General features: G+C 43.2%; 26 protein-coding genes. 25 read left to right on the forward strand and 1 reads right to left on the reverse strand.

Annotated elements, in window-relative coordinates:
* Nucleotides 1-34: 34 nt before the first annotated feature.
* The 7 genes from thrC to AC3E8G_RS09245 all read left to right on the forward strand — a co-directional run bounded on the left by thrC (nt 35) and on the right by AC3E8G_RS09245 (nt 8,308).
* Nucleotides 35-1,519 carry a threonine synthase gene (gene thrC, locus AC3E8G_RS09215; RefSeq protein WP_154859296.1) on the forward strand — a complete coding sequence of 495 codons (1,485 nt, stop codon included), beginning with the start codon at nt 35-37 and terminating at the stop codon, nt 1,517-1,519.
* Between the two features lie 122 nt (nt 1,520-1,641).
* On the forward strand, nt 1,642-2,925 hold the full coding sequence (locus AC3E8G_RS09220) for an MATE family efflux transporter (protein ID WP_154859298.1): 1,284 nt from the start codon (nt 1,642-1,644) through the stop codon (nt 2,923-2,925).
* 5 nt (nt 2,926-2,930) lie between these two features.
* A complete protein-coding gene (locus AC3E8G_RS09225; protein WP_154859300.1) occupies nt 2,931-3,554 on the forward strand; it encodes an HAD-IA family hydrolase in 624 nt (207 codons plus the stop codon).
* A gap of 348 nt (nt 3,555-3,902) precedes the next feature.
* A complete protein-coding gene (locus AC3E8G_RS09230; RefSeq protein WP_154859302.1) occupies nt 3,903-4,328 on the forward strand; it encodes a MarR family winged helix-turn-helix transcriptional regulator in 426 nt (141 codons plus the stop codon).
* A 12-nt stretch (nt 4,329-4,340) separates the two neighbouring features.
* Nucleotides 4,341-4,703 carry a DUF1304 domain-containing protein gene (locus AC3E8G_RS09235; protein WP_154859304.1) on the forward strand — a complete coding sequence of 121 codons (363 nt, stop codon included), beginning with the start codon at nt 4,341-4,343 and terminating at the stop codon, nt 4,701-4,703.
* 384 nt (nt 4,704-5,087) lie between these two features.
* Nucleotides 5,088-7,733, forward strand: a complete 2,646-nt coding sequence (gene polA / locus AC3E8G_RS09240) for a DNA polymerase I (protein ID WP_154859305.1) — start codon at nt 5,088-5,090, stop codon at nt 7,731-7,733.
* 134 nt (nt 7,734-7,867) lie between these two features.
* A complete protein-coding gene (locus AC3E8G_RS09245; protein ID WP_154859307.1) occupies nt 7,868-8,308 on the forward strand; it encodes a CoA-binding protein in 441 nt (146 codons plus the stop codon).
* Nucleotides 8,309-8,469: 161 nt separating this feature from the next.
* On the opposite strand, the gene AC3E8G_RS09250 is transcribed toward AC3E8G_RS09245, so the two are convergent.
* On the reverse strand, nt 8,470-9,357 hold the full coding sequence (locus AC3E8G_RS09250; RefSeq protein WP_231140107.1) for a DUF975 family protein: 888 nt from the start codon (nt 9,355-9,357) through the stop codon (nt 8,470-8,472).
* Nucleotides 9,358-9,508: 151 nt separating this feature from the next.
* On the opposite strand from AC3E8G_RS09250, the gene tgt reads away from it, so the two are divergent.
* From tgt to rplF, 18 genes are all read left to right on the forward strand, one after another.
* Nucleotides 9,509-10,651, forward strand: a complete 1,143-nt coding sequence (gene tgt, locus AC3E8G_RS09255; RefSeq protein WP_023024993.1) for a tRNA guanosine(34) transglycosylase Tgt — start codon at nt 9,509-9,511, stop codon at nt 10,649-10,651.
* A 431-nt stretch (nt 10,652-11,082) separates the two neighbouring features.
* On the forward strand, nt 11,083-11,391 hold the full coding sequence (gene rpsJ / locus AC3E8G_RS09260) for a 30S ribosomal protein S10 (protein ID WP_001284513.1): 309 nt from the start codon (nt 11,083-11,085) through the stop codon (nt 11,389-11,391).
* Between the two features lie 83 nt (nt 11,392-11,474).
* Nucleotides 11,475-12,101: a 50S ribosomal protein L3 gene (gene rplC / locus AC3E8G_RS09265; protein ID WP_003010846.1), complete on the forward strand. Its 627-nt coding sequence runs from the start codon at nt 11,475-11,477 to the stop codon at nt 12,099-12,101.
* A gap of 24 nt (nt 12,102-12,125) precedes the next feature.
* On the forward strand, nt 12,126-12,749 hold the full coding sequence (rplD, locus tag AC3E8G_RS09270) for a 50S ribosomal protein L4 (RefSeq protein ID WP_003009591.1): 624 nt from the start codon (nt 12,126-12,128) through the stop codon (nt 12,747-12,749).
* On the forward strand, nt 12,749-13,045 hold the full coding sequence (locus AC3E8G_RS09275; RefSeq protein ID WP_006595190.1) for a 50S ribosomal protein L23: 297 nt from the start codon (nt 12,749-12,751) through the stop codon (nt 13,043-13,045). The genes rplD and AC3E8G_RS09275 overlap by 1 nt, the downstream gene beginning before the upstream one ends.
* A 17-nt stretch (nt 13,046-13,062) precedes the next feature.
* Nucleotides 13,063-13,896, forward strand: a complete 834-nt coding sequence (rplB, locus tag AC3E8G_RS09280) for a 50S ribosomal protein L2 (RefSeq protein ID WP_048690562.1) — start codon at nt 13,063-13,065, stop codon at nt 13,894-13,896.
* Between the two features lie 102 nt (nt 13,897-13,998).
* The gene (gene rpsS / locus AC3E8G_RS09285) at nt 13,999-14,280 is read left to right on the forward strand and encodes a 30S ribosomal protein S19 (protein WP_000533766.1); all 282 of its coding nucleotides are present in this window, start codon (nt 13,999-14,001) and stop codon (nt 14,278-14,280) included.
* 11 nt (nt 14,281-14,291) lie between these two features.
* The gene (gene rplV, locus AC3E8G_RS09290; protein ID WP_006595188.1) at nt 14,292-14,636 is read left to right on the forward strand and encodes a 50S ribosomal protein L22; all 345 of its coding nucleotides are present in this window, start codon (nt 14,292-14,294) and stop codon (nt 14,634-14,636) included.
* Nucleotides 14,637-14,648: 12 nt separating this feature from the next.
* Nucleotides 14,649-15,302: a 30S ribosomal protein S3 gene (gene rpsC / locus AC3E8G_RS09295; protein ID WP_003002336.1), complete on the forward strand. Its 654-nt coding sequence runs from the start codon at nt 14,649-14,651 to the stop codon at nt 15,300-15,302.
* Between the two features lie 3 nt (nt 15,303-15,305).
* Nucleotides 15,306-15,719 carry a 50S ribosomal protein L16 gene (gene rplP, locus AC3E8G_RS09300; protein ID WP_006595186.1) on the forward strand — a complete coding sequence of 138 codons (414 nt, stop codon included), beginning with the start codon at nt 15,306-15,308 and terminating at the stop codon, nt 15,717-15,719.
* Between the two features lie 9 nt (nt 15,720-15,728).
* A complete protein-coding gene (rpmC, locus tag AC3E8G_RS09305) occupies nt 15,729-15,935 on the forward strand; it encodes a 50S ribosomal protein L29 (RefSeq protein WP_003002350.1) in 207 nt (68 codons plus the stop codon).
* A gap of 23 nt (nt 15,936-15,958) precedes the next feature.
* Nucleotides 15,959-16,219 carry a 30S ribosomal protein S17 gene (gene rpsQ, locus AC3E8G_RS09310; protein ID WP_000440801.1) on the forward strand — a complete coding sequence of 87 codons (261 nt, stop codon included), beginning with the start codon at nt 15,959-15,961 and terminating at the stop codon, nt 16,217-16,219.
* Between the two features lie 25 nt (nt 16,220-16,244).
* Nucleotides 16,245-16,613 carry a 50S ribosomal protein L14 gene (gene rplN / locus AC3E8G_RS09315; RefSeq protein ID WP_023025002.1) on the forward strand — a complete coding sequence of 123 codons (369 nt, stop codon included), beginning with the start codon at nt 16,245-16,247 and terminating at the stop codon, nt 16,611-16,613.
* Between the two features lie 77 nt (nt 16,614-16,690).
* Nucleotides 16,691-16,996: a 50S ribosomal protein L24 gene (rplX, locus tag AC3E8G_RS09320; RefSeq protein ID WP_006595185.1), complete on the forward strand. Its 306-nt coding sequence runs from the start codon at nt 16,691-16,693 to the stop codon at nt 16,994-16,996.
* 23 nt (nt 16,997-17,019) lie between these two features.
* Nucleotides 17,020-17,562, forward strand: a complete 543-nt coding sequence (gene rplE / locus AC3E8G_RS09325) for a 50S ribosomal protein L5 (RefSeq protein WP_006595184.1) — start codon at nt 17,020-17,022, stop codon at nt 17,560-17,562.
* Nucleotides 17,563-17,579: 17 nt separating this feature from the next.
* Nucleotides 17,580-17,765: a type Z 30S ribosomal protein S14 gene (locus tag AC3E8G_RS09330; protein WP_001085699.1), complete on the forward strand. Its 186-nt coding sequence runs from the start codon at nt 17,580-17,582 to the stop codon at nt 17,763-17,765.
* Between the two features lie 212 nt (nt 17,766-17,977).
* Nucleotides 17,978-18,376, forward strand: coding sequence for a 30S ribosomal protein S8 (gene rpsH / locus AC3E8G_RS09335; RefSeq protein WP_006595183.1), 399 nt, complete (start codon nt 17,978-17,980; stop codon nt 18,374-18,376).
* Nucleotides 18,377-18,602: 226 nt separating this feature from the next.
* Nucleotides 18,603-18,761 (forward strand): 50S ribosomal protein L6 (gene rplF / locus AC3E8G_RS09340; RefSeq protein ID WP_490677560.1); only part of this gene is annotated, 159 nt, incomplete at its 3' end.

Here is an 18,761-nt window from a genome sequence, read left to right on the forward strand (position 1 = left end):
TCGTACATTTAAGGAACAGAATGAGGAAATTGACATGACATTAGTTTATCAATCAACGCGTGATGCGAAAAATACCGTAACAGCCAGCCAAGCGATTTTGCAAGGTTTGGCGACAGATGGCGGTTTGTTTACTCCAGTGAGCTATCCAAAGGTAGATTTGGATTTTGACACATTAAAAGATGCTTCTTACCAAGAAGTGGCCAAGCTGGTCTTGTCAGCCTTCTTGGATGATTTCACAGCAGAAGAGTTGGACTACTGTATCACCAACGCCTATGACAGCAAGTTTGATACACCAGCTATTGCCCCTCTTGTTAAGCTTGATGGCCAATACAACTTGGAACTCTTCCATGGTTCAACCATTGCCTTCAAAGACATGGCCTTGTCTATCTTGCCATACTTTATGACAACGGCTGCTAAGAAACATGGCTTGGAAAACAAGATTGTCATCTTGACAGCAACATCTGGGGACACTGGTAAAGCTGCCATGGCAGGATTTGCGGATGTTCCAGGCACTGAAATTATCGTCTTTTATCCAAAAGATGGTGTCAGCAAGGTACAAGAGTTGCAAATGACCACTCAAACTGGGGATAATACCCATGTGATCGCCATTGATGGAAACTTTGATGATGCTCAGACAAATGTGAAGCATATGTTCAATGATGTGGCTCTTCGTGAAAAATTGGCAGCCAACAAGTTGCAATTTTCATCAGCCAACTCTATGAATATCGGCCGTTTGGTACCACAAATTGTCTACTATGTTTATGCCTACGCTCAGCTTGTTAAAACTGGCGAGATTAATGCTGGTGACAAGGTTAACTTCACTGTACCGACAGGAAACTTTGGAAATATCTTGGCTGCCTTTTACGCTAAACAAATCGGCCTACCAGTCGGTAAATTGATCTGTGCTTCAAATGACAACAATGTCTTGACAGACTTCTTTAAAACTCGTGTTTATGACAAGAAGCGTGAGTTTAAGGTAACTACTAGCCCATCGATGGATATCTTAGTGTCTTCAAACTTGGAGCGTTTGATTTTCCACCTTTTGGGAAATGATGCGGTTAAGACAGCTGAACTCATGAATGCTTTGAATACGCAAGGTCAGTATGAATTGACAGACTTTGATACAGAGATTTTGGACCTCTTTGCGGCAGAGTATGCAACAGAAGCAGAAACCGCAGCAGAAATCAAGCGTGTTTATGAGTCAGATTCTTATATTGAGGACCCTCATACAGCGGTTGCTTCAGCAGTTTATAAAAAATACCAAGCAGCGACAGGCGATGCGGCCAAGACCGTAATTGCATCAACAGCTAGTCCTTACAAATTCCCAGTGGTTGCGGTGGAAGCTGTAACAGGGAAATCAGGTTTGAGCGACTTTGAAGCCTTGGCTCAATTACATGAAATCTCAGGTGTAGCCTTGCCACCAGCAGTGGATGGTCTCGAAACTGCTCCAGTTCGTCACAAGACAACTGTTGCAGCAACAGATATGCAGGCTGCAGTTGAAGCCTATTTGGGATTGTAAGTGGGAGTCCCAAAATTAGAAAGCAGAAGTCTCTAGGACTTGACTGAATAAATCTCACAATAGTTCTACAAGCAGAACTCAGTTAGGCAACTAGCTGAGTTTCTTTTTATCAGGAGGAAAGTGTGTCACGTCAACAACAAGTAGATCGACAAATTTTAAGAATTGCCCTTCCAGCCATCGGAGAAAATTTTCTCCAAATGCTCATGGGGATGGTAGATAGCTACTTGGTTGCTCAGTTGGGTTTAGTAGCTGTATCGGGTGTATCCGTTGCAGGTAATATCATTACGATTTACCAAGCTATTTTTATCGCTCTTGGAGCCGCGGTCGTGAGTCTCTTGTCTAAAAGTATGGGACAAAAAGATCAGAAAGCCATAGCTCGTCAGGCGACTGAATCTATTAAAGTCACGATCTTATTAAGTTGTATCTTGGGGGTCTTATCCCTCTGCTTTGGCAAGGAATTGATTGCCCTCTTGGGAGTTGAAGCGGCCGTTGCAGAAGCCGGAGGGATTTACTTATCTCTTGTCGGAGGAAGTATTTTACTTTTAGGTCTGATGACGACCTTGGGAGCCCTAGTCCGTGTGGCTCATAACCCGCGACTACCCATGTATGTCAGTTTGTTGACCAATGTTTTGAATGCTCTATTATCGAGCATCTTGATCTTTGTTTTCGGACTGGGTATCGCCGGGGCTGCCTTAGGAACGGTTCTCTCTCGCTTATTAGGGGCTTTCTTGCTCTGGCGTCAGGTTCAACTTCCCTTTGCTCCTTTTCGTTGGGGCTTGGATCGAGACTTGCTCTCCCTTGCTTTGCCTGCTGCTGGCGAACGCCTCATGATGCGAGCAGGGGATATTGTCATCATTGCTATGGTGGCCGTTTTTGGTACTAGAGCGGTTGCTGGGAATGCTATTGGGGAAGTCTTGACCCAGTTCAACTATATGCCGGCCTTTGGGATTGCGACAGCAACAGTCATGTTGGTCGCCAAAAGTTTGGGACAGAATGATTTACAAGGGATCAAGCAAATCACCAGTCGGAGTTTTTGGATTTCCTTTCTCTCCATGCTTCCTCTCGCCCTTACCATCTTCTTGTTTGGAAGTCCTTTGACAGCCCTTTACACTAAGGATCCAGGAGCCCTTGCTGCTTCCTTATCTGTCATTTTGTTCTCCTTGCTTGGAACGCCTCTGACAGCTGGGACAGTCATCTATACGGCGGTCTGGCAAGGGTTGGGCAACGCCCGTCTTCCCTTCTATGCGACCACTATTGGCATGTGGGTGATTCGGATTGGCTCTGGTTATCTGATGGGGGTTAGCCTCGGTTGGGGTTTGCCAGGGATTTGGGCTGGTACCCTCTTGGACAACGGATTTCGCTGGTTTTTCTTAAAAACACTCTATCATCGGAAATGGAAGGAATAAAATGTATGACACGAGCTTTTATTTGGGATTTGGATGGAACTCTTTTGGATTCTTATGAAGCGATTTTAGATGGGATTGCTGAGACTTATGCCCATTACTCTCTGGACTTTGATCGAGAAGCGGTCCATGCCTTTATCCTTCAACAATCCGTCCAGGTACTTCTTGAAGAAGTGGCTAGAGAACATGGTTTGGATGCGGAGGAGATGAATAGTTATCGTGCTTCTAGCTTGCGTGAGAAAAACGCCCAAGTGCATCTGATGCCAGGAGCTAGAGAAATTCTAGCTTGGGCTAAAGAGGAAGGGATTGTCCAATTCGTCTATACCCACAAGGGGAAGAATGCCTACCCAATTTTGGAAGATCTAGGGATCTTATCCTATTTCCAAGAGATTGTCACAACGGACAATGGCTTTCGGAGAAAACCAGACCCAGAAGGAGTCGATTATCTAGTGGATAAGTATCAACTGGATCGGAGCGAGACCTACTATATTGGAGATCGAATCTTAGATGTCGATTTGGCAGACAATGCAGGAATCGGGAGTATTAATTTTTTGGATTACAAGCCGGATGTCAATCATGCGATTCGTCATTTGGATGACATTCGCCTCTATTTTGAAGAAGAAAAAAGTTAACTTATTTAACAAAGCTAGGCTTCTTTGTTGCTGGAATGGCGCTATGAAAAGAATCCGTAAACAATTTGTTTTGAAAATGAAATAATTCCTTAAGAAATCTTTAAGATAAATCCGATATAATAAAACCATAAACAAAGACCTCCTAACTTTGTTTATGAAATCCTAAAACTTTTCTTTTTCATAATAATCTCCCTAAAAGGCCACCAAATCCGGTGGTCTTTTACTTTGCTTTTCTTAGGAGGAAATCATTTCGTTTGAGGTGAGCAAATTTATTGCTTCGACTTTTTTTAAATGATATGCTTGATAAATCAATTATTGATAAGTCAATAAAAAGATCGGAGAGAAGGAATGTCAGAAATGCATGACTTGCTTTATCAGTTGAAGCTAGCTGATCAGTCTTCAACCCAATTATTTGAAAAACAATTGGGCATTAGTCTAACTCGTTATCAGATGCTTCAGTTGTTAGTAGCAGAAGCGCCTTGTAGCCAAGCGACCCTTCAGGAGAAACTAGCAATTGATCCTGCAGCCTTAACCCGCCACTTCAAAGTCTTAGAAGCTAGTGGCTATGTTACTCGTACTCGCAATCCAGAAAATCAACGGGAGATTGTGGTGGAACTTACGGAGCTTGCCAGAGATCGGTTGTTGGTCCATCCTCCAGCACATCATCTACAGGTAAAAGGCCAGATGGATCAGATTCTTTCTGAAAAAGAGCGGAATCAGTTGAGTCACCTACTCGAAAAGTTGGTGTCTGGCCTCGAGCAAATTACATTTTAAAAGGAGAATAATATGTCTGTCTTAACCATTGTTTTAGCAAGCCTTGCTGCTTTTGAGCATTTCTATATTTTTTATCTTGAGAGTTTAGCAACCCACTCGGCATCGACTAGTCGTGTCTTTAATATGGATCAGGAAGAATTGCATCGTCCATCTGTGACGGCTCTCTTCAAAAACCAAGGCATTTATAATGCTCTGATTGGTGTCTTCCTCCTCTACGGCCTCTTTGTAGCTAGAAACAGTGAAATTGTCACGATCTTTCTGCTCTTTATTATTGGTGCAGCAGCTTATGGGGCTGTAACTTCTAATAAAAAAATCATCTTGACCCAAGGTGGTCCAGCAATAGCCGCTTTAGTCAGCCTTCTTCTGCTTGGATAAGGATCAGCTCTTCCAGATTGGGAAGAGTTTTTTATTCCTATCCTTAGGGCTGCGATGGCAAGAACTCCATCTTCAGTTACCGGTCTGTAGCAAAAAACAACTGCGTGCTTTGCGCCTCAGCTTTTAGTTTTCTTGAAGCTTTCTATAAGGAATGGTTTAGGTTTGAGCTGTATACTAAACTCATCCAATAAGAAATGAGGTACAGCAAATGAAAATCTCAGTTAATTATCCAAAACGCTTTAAGAAATTGCCACAACAAGGTTCTTGTTACGGCGAATAAACACTTCTCTTCATTTTTCATAAGAAACTCCTAAAGAAGGCTCTACCCGAAAGGATAGAGTTTTTATATACCAGAGACCTTGTGATTCGTGGTATAATAAGCCTATGGAAAAAAAGAACAAATTACTACTCATCGACGGGTCTTCCGTCGCTTTTCGTGCCTTTTTTGCACTCTATAATCAAATCGATCGCTTCAAAAATGCCAATGGGTTGCATACCAATGCGGTCTATGGATTTAACCTCATGTTGAGCCATCTATTGGAGCGCATCCAACCGACCCATGTCCTCGTTGCTTTTGATGCAGGAAAGACGACCTTTCGGACGGAGATGTATGCCGACTACAAAGGGGGCCGTGCAAAAACTCCAGATGAGTTCCGTGAGCAGTTCCCTTTTATTCGCGAGCAACTAGATCATTTGGGAATCCGCTATTATGAGCTAGCCCAGTATGAGGCAGATGACATCATTGGAACGCTAGATAAGATGGCCGAAGCTAGCTCGGTGCCCTTTGATGTCACCATTGTCTCTGGGGATAAGGATTTGATCCAGCTGACAGATGATAATACGGTGGTTGAAATCTCCAAAAAAGGGGTGGCAGAGTTTGAAGAATTCACTCCAGCCTATCTGAAAGAAAAGATGGGACTGACACCAGAGCAGTTTATTGACCTCAAGGCCTTGATGGGAGATAAGTCGGATAACATCCCAGGTGTCACCAAAATCGGAGAAAAGACAGGGATCAAACTACTTCTAGAGTATGGCTCTCTCGATGGCATTTTCGAGCATATCGATGAGATGAAGGCCTCTAAGATGAAGGAAAACCTCATCAACGACAAGGAGCAGGCCTACCTGTCCAAGACCCTTGCGACCATCGATACCAATGCGCCCATTGAAATTGGGCTTGACGATATCACCTATACGGGCCCCCATCTAGAAAATCTCGCCAAGTTTTATGAGGAGATGGGCTTCAAGCAACTCCGTCAGGCCTTGGATCTCAGTGGAGAAGAAGCGGCTCCTGTAGCCATTGACTATACAAAAGTCGAGCAAGTCACTTCAGATATGCTTACGGAAGACAGTTTCTTCCATTTTGAGATTTTTGGGGACAATTACCATACGGAACCCATCATCGGTTTCGCATGGGGGACCAAAGGTCAACTCTACGCGAGTACAGATACTGGTCTTTTACAAACACCGATTTTCAAAGAATTTCTCGAAAAAACGCCCCTCAAGGTCTATGACTTCAAGCGGGCTAAAGTCTTGCTCAGCCACTTGGGAATTACCCTGCAAAAGCCGGCTTTTGACAGTCGATTGGCCAAGTATCTCTTGTCGACCGTAGAGGACAATGAAATTTCAACCATTGCGAGTCTCTATAGTCAGATTGCGCTACCGCTGGACGAAGTCGTTTATGGCAAGGGAGCCAAAAAAGCTATCCCAGAAAAGGCGGTCCTATTAGAGCATTTGGCACGAAAAGTCGCTGTTCTACTGGATACCGAAGAGCCCATGGTGGAGCAGTTGCAAGCCCATGACCAATTAGATTTGCTCTATGATATGGAGCAACCACTAGCAGCTGTTTTGGCTAAGATGGAAATCGCGGGGATCAAGGTAGAGCGCCAGACCCTAGAAGACATGCAGGTGGAAAACGAAGTGGTCTTGGAACGCTTGACTCAAGAAATCTACGAGTTAGCAGGAGAAGAGTTCAACATCAATTCTCCAAAACAATTGGGCGTCATCCTCTTTGAAAAATTGGAACTCCCTCTTGAATATACTAAGAAGACCAAAACCGGCTATTCAACAGCCGTTGATGTCTTGGAACGCCTAGCCCCAATCGCCCCAATCGTGTCTAAGATTCTTGAATACCGCCAAATTGCTAAGATCCAGTCAACCTATGTCATCGGTCTGCAAGATTGGATTTTGGAAGATGGGAAGATCCATACCCGCTATGTGCAGGATTTGACGCAGACAGGCCGTTTGTCCAGCGTGGATCCCAACCTGCAAAACATTCCTGTCCGTTTGGAACAAGGCCGTCTCATTCGTAAGGCCTTTGTCCCAGAAGAGGAAAACAGTGTCTTACTCAGTTCGGACTATTCACAGATTGAATTGCGCGTCTTGGCCCATATTTCGGGAGATGAGCATTTGATTGATGCTTTTCAGCATGGGGCAGATATCCATACATCGACTGCTATGCGCGTCTTCAACATTGAAAAACCAGAAGATGTGACGCCGAATGACCGTCGCAATGCAAAAGCGGTAAACTTCGGTGTGGTTTATGGAATTTCCGACTTTGGCCTTTCTAACAACTTAGGGATCAGTCGAAAAGAAGCCAAGGCCTACATTGAGACTTACTTCGAACGCTACCCTGGCATCAAGGACTATATGGAGAGAGTGGTGCGGGAAGCGCGTGATAAAGGCTATGTAGAAACCCTCTTCAAGCGTCGTCGGGAGATTCCAGATATCAATTCTCGCAACTTCAATGTTCGAGGCTTTGCGGAGCGGACGGCTATCAACTCACCCATCCAAGGATCTGCAGCAGATATCTTGAAAATTGCCATGATCCACTTGGACCAAGCGCTAGAAGCAGGAGCATATAAGACCAAGATGCTCCTTCAGGTCCACGATGAAATTGTTCTGCAAGTACCAAGAGAGGAACTGGTAGCAATCAAAGAACTCGTCAAAGAGACAATGGAATCCGCTATTGAACTTGCGGTACCACTGGAAGCCGATGAAAACGAAGGCAAAACATGGTATGAAGCCAAATAAGATTGAGTTTGTCCAAAAAAGAAAGCGGTAGGAGACTTTTCAGTTTCCTACCGCTTTTAATGACTAACACTTGCAATGCCCTTCGTATTGTTATACTATTTAAAGAAAGGAAACGCATACAAAAGGAGATTCATATGGCTTATTCATTTCGCAATCCTAGTGATGGCATTATCAAACATTACCTAGAAACCAGTAAAATCATTGCTGTAGTTGGATTATCTGACCGTGAAGAGACGACTAGCCATCGTGTCAGCAAGGAGATGCAAGATCGGGGCTATCGGATTATTCCCGTCAACCCCCGCGCAGCCGGTGGCCAGATCCTTGGAGAAAGGGTGTACGCTAGCTTGCAGGAAATTCCTTTCCCAGTAGATATCGTCGATGTATACCGTCGCAGTGAGTTTTTACCAGATGTGGCACGTGATTTTATTGAGACGGATGCGAAAATTTTCTGGGCACAATTGGAACTGGAAAATCAAGAAGCAGAAGAAATCCTTCGTGGAGCTGGACGAGAAGATATCGTCATGAACCGCTGTATCAAACGCGAGCATACTCGCTTGGTCTTAGGAGAAGGATAGCGCCTTTGATTTATCTCAGAACCTCGCGTCTTTCATCCAGTGATTAAATTGATACGAGAGATGAAATAAATACAGACGGATTTCCCTAACAGAGATAAAAGAACCCACCTAGTGCTTTGGAGAATGGTTCCAATCGAAGGTGGGTTTTCTTGTTTTCTTTGTTAATCAAGTGGATTAGACTTTGGTAGATCCGGCGCCTTTTGCTGGAAGCGACTGTCCGCCTGCATCCGTTTTTGAAGGAGAGTATGGTAGAAGATGATTTGGCAACTGGTTGCATAAGGTTTGACATAAAAATTCGCCATTCCTAAAGTGAAAAAAGATAGAATTTGCCAACCAAGCAGGCTCAAATCAAGAACAAGGCGGTGGCTCTTAAAGCCTTTCATCTCTTCCTTACTTTGGCGGAGGATAGACATAGGCCCATCATAGGTTCCCGTCATCAGTCGACTATATAGGATCAACTCAACTAAACTATACTGGTAATAAAAAGGGAGGAAGAGCAGGAGCCCAACCAGAGCCATTAAGAGGCCAGTCGTCATCGTTGGAGCTAACTTAAGCATTGCTTGAACTTCTGGAGTATCCGCTCTAAGAGTAGACGTAGTGGAGAAGGATTCATTGATAGCGAGAACGTGATAGCTGACCACCGTTAAGAGGAGTTGACTCACATAGAGGAGGCTCCCCCACAAAGATAGGATAACTTGCTTAATGAATAGGGTCAAAAACGCAGGTGTAAAATACTGGCTCTGAAAGATGGTGAAGATACCAAAGTTCTTTTCACCCTTGCTAGAGGCAGAAATCAAAAAGCGAAAAGTTGCCCCTAAATAGAGAAAAGAAAGGATAAATCCAATAATCGCAGGGAAAATCTGCCGACTTAGAAGAAAGAGCATCCCTTCTCTAAGTTCCATGTGAGCAAGTGTTTCAGTGATGTCTGTCCCTGTCAACATGTAACTTGCAAGGATTGTTAGGAAAGTTGGCAAAGCAAAGTAGGAGAAGACTTTGGGATGTTGCAATTGCAGCTGACGAGCTTGAGCACGAACCAATTTGATATTCATAATGTCCTCTTTCATGGTAGTAGTACCCTTTATTATAACACAAGTCCGTGACAGAGCTGGTAAAATTTGGTACAATCGTACAGGTGCTCACAGGAGATCCTGTGACAGGAATAAGAAGGCTGGGACTGTTTTTCCCAGTACGGAGGTAACCATGACAGATTCGCCGATTCAATATCGATTAATCAAAAAAGAAAAGCATACAGGAGCTCGTCTGGGAGAAATTATCACCCCCCACGGGACCTTCCCAACCCCAATGTTTATGCCTGTAGGGACTCAGGCAACCGTTAAGACCCAATCGCCAGAAGAACTCAAGGAAATGGGGTCCGGAATTATTTTGGCCAACACCTACCATCTCTGGCTTCGTCCGGGGGATGATCTAGTCGCAAAAGCAGGAGGACTGCACCAGTTCATGAACTGGGACCAGCCCATTTTGACAGATAGTGGAGGCTTCCAGGTCTATTCACTAGCGGATACCCGCAATATCACCGAAGAAGGGGTAACCTTTAAAAATCACCTCAACGGCTCGAAGATGTTCCTCTCCCCAGAAAAGGCCATCTCGATCCAAAATAATCTAGGGAGCGACATCATGATGTCCTTTGACGAATGTCCTCAGTTCTATCAGCCCTATGATTATGTGAAGAAATCGATCGAACGGACCAGTCGTTGGGCAGAACGTGGCCTGAAGGCTCACCGTCGCCCTCATGATCAAGGTCTTTTCGGGATTGTCCAAGGGGCTGGATTTGAAGACTTGCGCCGTCAGTCTGCTCGGGATCTCGTCAGCATGGACTTTCCAGGCTATTCCATCGGTGGCTTAGCTGTTGGGGAAAGCCATGAAGAGATGAATGCCGTACTGGATTTCACAACTCCGCTCTTACCGGAGAACAAGCCACGCTATCTCATGGGAGTAGGAGCTCCAGACAGTCTGATCGATGGCGTTATTCGTGGAGTGGACATGTTTGACTGTGTCTTGCCGACGCGGATTGCGCGAAACGGCACCTGTATGACTAGTCAAGGACGTCTGGTGGTGAAAAATGCGCAATTTGCAGAAGACTTTACACCGCTAGACCACGAGTGTGATTGCTACACTTGTAAAAACTATACCCGAGCTTATCTTCGCCACCTCCTCAAGGCAGATGAAACCTTCGGTATTCGCTTGACCAGCTACCACAACTTGTATTTCTTGATCAACCTCATGAAGCAGGTCCGTCAAGCTATCATGGATGACAATCTCTTAGAATTCCGTGAGCATTTCGTCGAAAAATATGGCTATAACAAATCAGGGCGGAATTTCTAGGAAGAACTAAATAGAAAGAAAAAAGACTACAGCCATCCGAGAATAATAGGAATGACTGCGAGGCGTAGCGGTTGATTGGTATCTTTGGAGCATATTAAGTTCCAAAGATAACCTAATCAACTGTGCGGGGGCGGGACGACGAACAAATTAGATATAAATTTGTTCTGTCTCGCTCCCTTTTTTCTATATAATAGCAACTTTTTTGGCACTCTATTTCTTTCGAAAACACTTTCATCGAAAAAACGAAAAAAATCTGCTCAAATTCCTTGCATTGGGGCTTTCATTGTGTTAAACTACTATGGTGCTGTGAAAAACAGCTATTAGCTTTGATGCAAGAGGTTGCGACACGCTCGGTTGCATTGCCACGCAACGCGCGTCGGTTTTCTTGTGGAGCTAGCCTATTATCTTAAATAGACGAAAAGGAGAAAAAGATGGCAAACAAAAAAATCCGCATCCGTTTGAAAGCGTACGAACACCGTACACTTGACACAGCGGCTGCAAAAATCGTAGAATCAGCTACTCGTACAGGTGCACAAGTTGCGGGTCCAATCCCACTTCCAACTGAGCGTAGCCTCTACACAATCATTCGTGCGACTCACAAATACAAAGACTCTCGCGAACAATTTGAAATGCGTACACACAAACGTTTGATCGATATCGTTAACCCAACTCAAAAAACAGTTGACGCTTTGATGAAATTGGATCTTCCAAGTGGTGTAAACGTAGAAATCAAACTTTAATTTAAAGCTTGATAACTTGAGCATAAAAAACGCTCGTTAAAAACTTTTTGAATAAAAAACTATAGAAAAGGAACTATTTTCTCATGACAAAAGGAATCTTAGGGAAAAAAGTGGGAATGACTCAAATCTTCACTGAAGCTGGCGAATTGATCCCTGTAACGGTTATCGAAGCAACTCCAAACGTTGTTCTTCAAGTTAAAACTGTTGAAACAGATGGTTACAACGCTATCCAAGTTGGTTTCGATGACAAACGCGAAGTATTGAGCAACAAACCTGCTAAAGGACATGTAGCAAAAGCTAACACGGCTCCTAAGCGCTTCATTCGTGAATTCAAAAACGTTGAAGGCTTGGAAGTTGGTGCTGAAATCACAGTTGATACTTTCGAAGCTGGAGACATTGTTGATGTAACTGGTACTTCTAAAGGTAAAGGTTTCCAAGGTGTTATCAAACGCCACGGACAATCACGTGGACCTATGGCTCACGGTTCTCGTTACCACCGTCGTCCAGGTTCTATGGGACCTGTTGCACCTAACCGCGTATTTAAAGGTAAAAACCTTGCAGGACGCATGGGTGGCGATCGTGTAACAATTCAAAACCTTGAAGTTGTACAAGTTGTTCCAGAAAAGAACGTTATCCTTATCAAAGGTAACGTACCAGGTGCTAAGAAATCTCTTATCACTATCAAGTCAGCAGTTAAAGCTGGTAAATAATAAGGAAAGGGGAATACAGTCAAAATGGCAAATGTAACATTATTCGACCAAACTGGTAAACAAGCGGGCGAAGTTGTTCTTAACGATGCGATCTTTGGTATCGAACCAAACCAAGCAGTTGTATTTGATGTGATCATCAGCCAACGTGCTAGCCTTCGTCAAGGAACTCACGCAGTTAAAAACCGCTCAGCCGTTTCAGGTGGCGGACGCAAACCATGGCGTCAAAAAGGAACTGGACGTGCTCGTCAAGGTTCTATCCGCTCTCCACAATGGCGTGGTGGTGGAATCGTCTTCGGACCAACTCCACGTAGCTATGCGTACAAACTTCCTCAAAAAGTTCGTCGCCTTGCGCTTAAATCTGTTTACTCAGAAAAAGTTGCTGAAAACAAATTTGTAGCCGTTGATTCTCTTGAATTTACAGCTCCAAAAACTGCTGAATTTGCAAAAGTTCTTGCAGCTTTGAGCATCGATTCTAAAGTCCTTGTTATTCTTGAAGAAGGAAACGAATTCGCAGCTCTTTCAGCTCGTAACCTTCCAAACGTGAAAGTTGCGACTGCTACAACTGCAAGTGTTCTTGACATCGCAAATAGTGACAAACTTCTTGTTACTCAAGCAGCTATCTCTAAAATCGAGGAGGTTCTTGCATAATGAATTTGTATGATGTTATCAAAAAACCTGTTATCACTGAAAAGTCAATGGCTCAACTTGAAGCAGGCAAATATGTATTCGAAGTTGACACTCGCGCTCACAAACTTTTGATCAAACAAGCTGTTGAAGCTGCCTTTGAAGGTGTAAAAGTTGCGAATGTGAACACTGTAAACGTAAAACCAAAAGCTAAACGTGTTGGACGTTACACTGGTTTTACTTCAAAAACTAAAAAAGCTATCATCACGCTTACAGCTGATTCAAAAGCAATCGAGTTGTTCGCTACTGAAGCTGAATAATCTAAGGAGGAAATATCGTGGGAATTCGTGTTTATAAACCAACAACAAACGGTCGCCGTAATATGACTTCTTTGGATTTCGCTGAAATCACAACAAGCACACCAGAGAAATCTTTGCTCGTTTCATTGAAGAGCAAAGCAGGTCGTAACAACAACGGACGTATCACAGTTCGTCACCAAGGTGGTGGACACAAACGTCATTACCGTTTGATTGACTTCAAACGTAACAAAGATAACGTTGAAGCAGTTGTAAAAACAATTGAGTACGATCCAAACCGTTCTGCAAACATCGCTTTGGTACACTACACTGACGGTGTGAAAGCATACATCATCGCTCCAAAAGGTCTTGAAGTTGGTCAACGTATCGTTTCAGGTCCAGAAGCAGATATCAAAGTCGGAAACGCTCTTCCGCTTGCTAACATCCCAGTTGGTACTTTGATCCACAACATCGAATTGAAACCAGGTCGTGGTGGAGAATTGGTACGTGCTGCTGGAGCTTCTGCTCAAGTATTGGGTGCTGAAGGTAAATATGTTCTTGTTCGTCTTCAATCAGGCGAAGTTCGTATGATCCTTGGTACTTGCCGTGCTACAGTTGGTGTTGTCGGAAACGAACAACATGGACTTGTAAACCTTGGTAAAGCTGGTCGTAGCCGTTGGAAAGGTATCCGTCCAACAGTTCGTGGTTCTGTAATGAACCCGAATGATCACCCACACGGTGGTGGTGAAGGTAAAGCACCAGTTGGTCGTAAAGCGCCATCTACTCCATGGGGCAAACCTGCTCTTGGTCTTAAAACTCGTAACAAGAAAGCGAAATCTGACAAACTTATCGTTCGTCGTCGCAACGAGAAATAATTTAGAACTAGTCGCTTAAGCGCTAGATGATCCGCCAGCTCGGTAGCGCTCCTTGTGAGCGCAAGCCGCTGTGGTACTATATTTAAAGGAGAAAATATTAAAATGGGACGCAGTCTTAAAAAAGGACCTTTCGTCGATGAGCATTTGATGAAAAAAGTTGAAGCTCAAGCTAATGACGAAAAGAAAAAAGTTATCAAAACTTGGTCACGTCGTTCAACGATCTTCCCAAGTTTCATTGGTTACACTATCGCAGTTTATGATGGACGTAAACACGTACCTGTTTACATCCAAGAAGACATGGTAGGTCACAAGCTTGGTGAATTTGCACCAACTCGTACTTACAAAGGTCACGCTGCAGATGACAAGAAGACACGTAGAAAATAAGGAGAACATAAATGGCAGAAATTACTTCAGCTAAAGCAATGGCTCGTACAGTGCGTGTTTCACCTCGTAAATCACGTCTTGTTCTTGACAACATCCGTGGTAAAAGCGTAGCCGATGCAGTAGCAATCTTGAAATTCACTCCAAACAAAGCAGCTGAAATCATCTTGAAAGTGTTGAACTCAGCAGTAGCAAACGCTGAAAACAACTTTGGTTTGGAAAAAGCAAACTTGGTAGTATCTGAAGCATTCGCAAACGAAGGACCAACGATGAAACGTTTCCGTCCACGTGCGAAAGGTTCAGCTTCACCAATCAACAAACGCACAAGCCACATCACAGTGGTTGTGACAGAAAAATAAGGAGGTAACATCGTGGGTCAAAAAGTACATCCAATTGGAATGCGTGTCGGCATCATCCGTGATTGGGATGCCAAATGGTATGCTGAAAAAGAATACGCGGATTACCTTCATGAAGATCTTGCAATCCGTAAATTCATTCAAAAAGAATTGGCTGACGCAGCGGTTTCTACTATCGAAATCGAACGCGCAGTAAACAAAGTTAACGTTTCTCTTCACACTGCTAAACCAGGTATGGTTATCGGTAAAGGTGGAGCAAACGTTGATGCACTTCGTGCAGCTCTTAACAAATTGACTGGCAAACAAGTCCACATCAACATCATTGAGATTAAACGTCCTGACTTGGATGCTCACCTTGTTGGTGAAGGAATTGCTCGTCAATTGGAACAACGTGTTGCTTTCCGTCGTGCACAAAAACAAGCGATCCAACGTGCTATGCGTGCTGGAGCTAAAGGAATCAAAACTCAAGTATCAGGTCGTTTGAACGGTGCAGATATCGCCCGTGCAGAAGGATACTCTGAAGGAACTGTTCCACTTCACACACTTCGCGCTGATATCGATTACGCTTGGGAAGAAGCAGACACTACTTACGGTAAACTTGGTGTTAAAGTATGGATCTACCGTGGTGAAGTTCTTCCAGCTCGTAAAGACGCTAAAGGAGGTAAATAACCAATGTTAGTACCTAAACGTGTAAAACACCGTCGCGAATTCCGTGGTAAAATGCGCGGTGAAGCAAAAGGTGGAAAAGAAGTAGCATTCGGTGAATACGGTCTTCAAGCTACAACTAGCCACTGGATCACTAACCGCCAAATCGAGGCAGCTCGTATTGCCATGACTCGTTACATGAAGCGTGGTGGTAAGGTTTGGATCAAGATCTTCCCACACAAATCATACACCGCTAAAGCTATCGGGGTACGTATGGGATCTGGTAAAGGGGCACCTGAAGGTTGGGTAGCACCAGTTAAACGTGGTAAAGTAATGTTTGAAGTTGCTGGTGTATCTGAAGAGATCGCTCGTGAAGCGCTTCGTCTTGCAAGCCACAAATTACCAGTTAAATGTAAATTCGTAAAACGTGAAGCAAAATAAGGAGAGGTCATGAAACTTACAGAAGTAAAAGAATTTGTTAAAGAACTTCGTGGTCTTTCTCAAGAAGAACTCGCGAAGCGTGAAAATGAATTGAAAAAAGAATTGTTTGAACTTCGTTTCCAAGCTGCTGCAGGTCAATTGGAGCAAACTGGACGTTTGAAAGAAGTGAAAAAACAAATCGCTCGTATCAAAACTGTTCAGTCAGAAGCTAAATAATAGACTAGGGAAGGAGAATTTCAATGGAACGCAATAATCGTAAAGTTCTTGTTGGACGCGTTGTGTCTGACAAAATGGACAAAACAATCACAGTTGTAGTTGAAACTAAACGTAACCACCCAGTCTATGGTAAACGTATCAACTATTCTAAAAAATACAAAGCACATGATGAAAACAACGTTGCCAAAGAAGGCGATATCGTTCGTATCATGGAAACTCGTCCGCTTTCAGCTACAAAACGCTTCCGTCTTGTAGAAGTTGTTGAAGAAGCGGTTATCATCTAATCAAACCTGAAAGGAGAAAACTTAAATGATTCAAACAGAAACTCGTTTGAAAGTCGCTGACAACAGTGGTGCACGCGAAATCTTGACAATCAAAGTTCTTGGTGGTTCAGGACGTAAATTCGCAGGTATCGGTGATGTCATCGTAGCATCTGTAAAACAAGCTACTCCTGGTGGTGCGGTTAAAAAAGGTGACGTTGTAAAAGCTGTTATCGTTCGTACTAAATCAGGTGCTCGTCGTAAAGATGGTTCATACATCAAATTCGACGAAAATGCTGCAGTGATCATCCGTGAAGACAAAACTCCTCGCGGAACTCGTATCTTTGGCCCAGTCGCTCGTGAATTGCGTGACGGTGGTTTCATGAAGATCGTATCACTTGCTCCAGAAGTACTTTAATTTAAAAAATCACAAACACAGTCCCCTGGCTCATTGGCCAGGGTGCCCATAGGGCGTAAGAATAAAAGGAGAATAAAATGTTTGTAAAAACTGGCGACAAAGTTCGTGTAATTGCTGGTAAAGACAAAGGTGTTGAAGCTAAAGTCGTTGCTGCTCTTCCAAAAGTAAATAAAGTTGTTGTTGAAGGTGTAAACCTTGTTAAAAAACACCAACGTCCAAATAACGAAAACCCTCAAGGTGCTATCATCGAAAAAGAAGCTCCAATCCATGTATCAAACGTTCAAGTCTTGGACAAGAACGGTGTTGCTGGACGTGTTGGCTACAAATTCGTAGATGGCAAAAAAGTTCGTTATAACAAAAAATCAGGCGAAGTGCTTGACTAATCACGAAGGAAAGGAGAAGTATAATGGCTAATCGTTTAAAAGAAAAATACCTTAATGAAGTAGTTCCAGCTTTGACTGAACAATTTAACTACTCATCAGTTATGGCAGTGCCAAAAGTTGATAAGATCGTTTTGAACATGGGTGTTGGAGATGCTGTTTCTAACGCTAAAAACCTTGAGAAAGCTGCTGAAGAATTGGCATTGATCTCAGGTCAAAAACCACTTATCACAAAAGCTAAAAAATCAATCGCCGGCTTCCGTCTTCGTGAAGGTGTAGCGATCGGTGCGAAAGTAACACTTCGTGGCGAACGTATGTACGAATTCTTGGACAAATTGGTTTCAGTTTCACTTCCACGTGTTCGTGACTTCCATGGTGTCCCAACAAAATCATTTGACGGACGCGGAAACTACACACTTGGTGTGAAAGAACAATTGATCTTCCCAGAAATCAACTTTGATGATGTTGATAAAACTCGTGGTTTGGATATCGTAATCGTAACTACTGCGAACACAGACGAAGAATCACGTGCATTGCTTACTGGCCTTGGTATGCCGTTTGCAAAATAATATAGGAGGTAAAACTAATGGCTAAAAAATCTATGATTGCTAAGAACAAACGCCCAGCGAAGTTCTCTACTCAAGCATACACTCGCTGTGAACGTTGTGGACGTCCACACTCAGTTTACCGCAAGTTTAAACTTTGCCGTGTTTGCTTCCGTGAATTGGCATACAAAGGACAAATCCCTGGTGTCACTAAAGCATCTTGGTAATAGCATGATACAAAGAGCGTGACAACCTCAGCAAAAATAGGAGATTTGATGCAGGAGCGATGCTCCAAGACAAATCTATCTTTTTTGCCCAGGTTGTAGCTCGTGTTCAAATGAGAAATCCTCATTTGTATGTATCAAAACTTTCTGAGCCTAGCTCAATCATTAACTAGCAAGTGAAACATTCAAACTACTAGTAAGAGGAGAAATATAAAATGGTTATGACTGACCCAATCGCAGACTTCCTAACTCGTATTCGTAACGCTAACCAAGCAAAACACGAAGTACTTGAAGTACCTGCATCAAACATCAAAAAAGGGATTGCTGAAATCCTTAAACGCGAAGGTTTTGTAAAAAACGTTGAAGTAATCGAAGATGACAAACAAGGAATCATCCGCGTGTTCTTGAAATACGGAGCAAACGGTGAAAAAGTTATCACAAACTTGAAACGTGTTTCTAAACCAGGTTTGCGTGTTTACAAAAAACGTGAAGATCTTCCAAAAGTTCTTAACGGACTTGGAATTGCTATCCTTTCAACTTCTGAAGGTTTGCTTACTGATAAAGAAGCACGCCAAAAGAACGTTGGTGGAGAAGTTATCGCTTACGTTTGGTAATTGATGATGTGAGAGCGTTAAAAGAATGCAGTGAAAATAGGAAGTTTGTAACAGGAGCGATGCTCCAAGACAAACTTATCTTTTTCACCAAATTCTTAGCTCGAACTCAAATCAAGATACACAGTTCTTAGAGCGTGTTCAGTTCAGCTCTTGAACTAAACAAGTATCTTAAACCCCGTGAAAACTGGCCTTCAAAGGCCTGACAATTTAACAGGAGAATAAAAACATGTCACGTATTGGTAATAAAGTTATCGTGTTGCCTGCTGGTGTTGAACTCACTAACAATGACAACGTTGTAACTGTAAAAGGACCTAAAGGAGAACTTACTCGTGAGTTCTCAAAAGATATTGAAATCCGTGTGGAAGGTACTGAAGTAACTCTTCAC

Source organism: Streptococcus sp. SCPM-O-B-15294 (M123), assembly GCF_058200455.1.

Bases quoted from the DNA above. Each gene is read 5' to 3' on its own strand.
- thrC (WP_154859296.1), top strand. From the start codon at position 35: ATGACATTAGTTTATCAATCAACGCGTGATGCGAAAAATACCGTAACA.
- AC3E8G_RS09225 (WP_154859300.1), top strand. From the start codon at position 2,931: ATGACACGAGCTTTTATTTGGGATTTGGATGGAACTCTTTTGGATTCT.
- AC3E8G_RS09230 (WP_154859302.1), top strand. From the start codon at position 3,903: ATGTCAGAAATGCATGACTTGCTTTATCAGTTGAAGCTAGCTGATCAG.
- AC3E8G_RS09235 (WP_154859304.1), top strand. From the start codon at position 4,341: ATGTCTGTCTTAACCATTGTTTTAGCAAGCCTTGCTGCTTTTGAGCAT.
- polA (WP_154859305.1), top strand. From the start codon at position 5,088: ATGGAAAAAAAGAACAAATTACTACTCATCGACGGGTCTTCCGTCGCT.
- AC3E8G_RS09245 (WP_154859307.1), top strand. From the start codon at position 7,868: ATGGCTTATTCATTTCGCAATCCTAGTGATGGCATTATCAAACATTAC.
- AC3E8G_RS09250 (WP_231140107.1), bottom strand. From the start codon at position 9,357: ATGAATATCAAATTGGTTCGTGCTCAAGCTCGTCAGCTGCAATTGCAA.
- tgt (WP_023024993.1), top strand. From the start codon at position 9,509: ATGACAGATTCGCCGATTCAATATCGATTAATCAAAAAAGAAAAGCAT.
- rpsJ (WP_001284513.1), top strand. From the start codon at position 11,083: ATGGCAAACAAAAAAATCCGCATCCGTTTGAAAGCGTACGAACACCGT.
- rplC (WP_003010846.1), top strand. From the start codon at position 11,475: ATGACAAAAGGAATCTTAGGGAAAAAAGTGGGAATGACTCAAATCTTC.
- rplD (WP_003009591.1), top strand. From the start codon at position 12,126: ATGGCAAATGTAACATTATTCGACCAAACTGGTAAACAAGCGGGCGAA.
- AC3E8G_RS09275 (WP_006595190.1), top strand. From the start codon at position 12,749: ATGAATTTGTATGATGTTATCAAAAAACCTGTTATCACTGAAAAGTCA.
- rpsS (WP_000533766.1), top strand. From the start codon at position 13,999: ATGGGACGCAGTCTTAAAAAAGGACCTTTCGTCGATGAGCATTTGATG.
- rplV (WP_006595188.1), top strand. From the start codon at position 14,292: ATGGCAGAAATTACTTCAGCTAAAGCAATGGCTCGTACAGTGCGTGTT.
- rplP (WP_006595186.1), top strand. From the start codon at position 15,306: ATGTTAGTACCTAAACGTGTAAAACACCGTCGCGAATTCCGTGGTAAA.
- rpmC (WP_003002350.1), top strand. From the start codon at position 15,729: ATGAAACTTACAGAAGTAAAAGAATTTGTTAAAGAACTTCGTGGTCTT.
- rpsQ (WP_000440801.1), top strand. From the start codon at position 15,959: ATGGAACGCAATAATCGTAAAGTTCTTGTTGGACGCGTTGTGTCTGAC.
- rplN (WP_023025002.1), top strand. From the start codon at position 16,245: ATGATTCAAACAGAAACTCGTTTGAAAGTCGCTGACAACAGTGGTGCA.
- rplX (WP_006595185.1), top strand. From the start codon at position 16,691: ATGTTTGTAAAAACTGGCGACAAAGTTCGTGTAATTGCTGGTAAAGAC.
- rplE (WP_006595184.1), top strand. From the start codon at position 17,020: ATGGCTAATCGTTTAAAAGAAAAATACCTTAATGAAGTAGTTCCAGCT.
- AC3E8G_RS09330 (WP_001085699.1), top strand. From the start codon at position 17,580: ATGGCTAAAAAATCTATGATTGCTAAGAACAAACGCCCAGCGAAGTTC.
- rpsH (WP_006595183.1), top strand. From the start codon at position 17,978: ATGGTTATGACTGACCCAATCGCAGACTTCCTAACTCGTATTCGTAAC.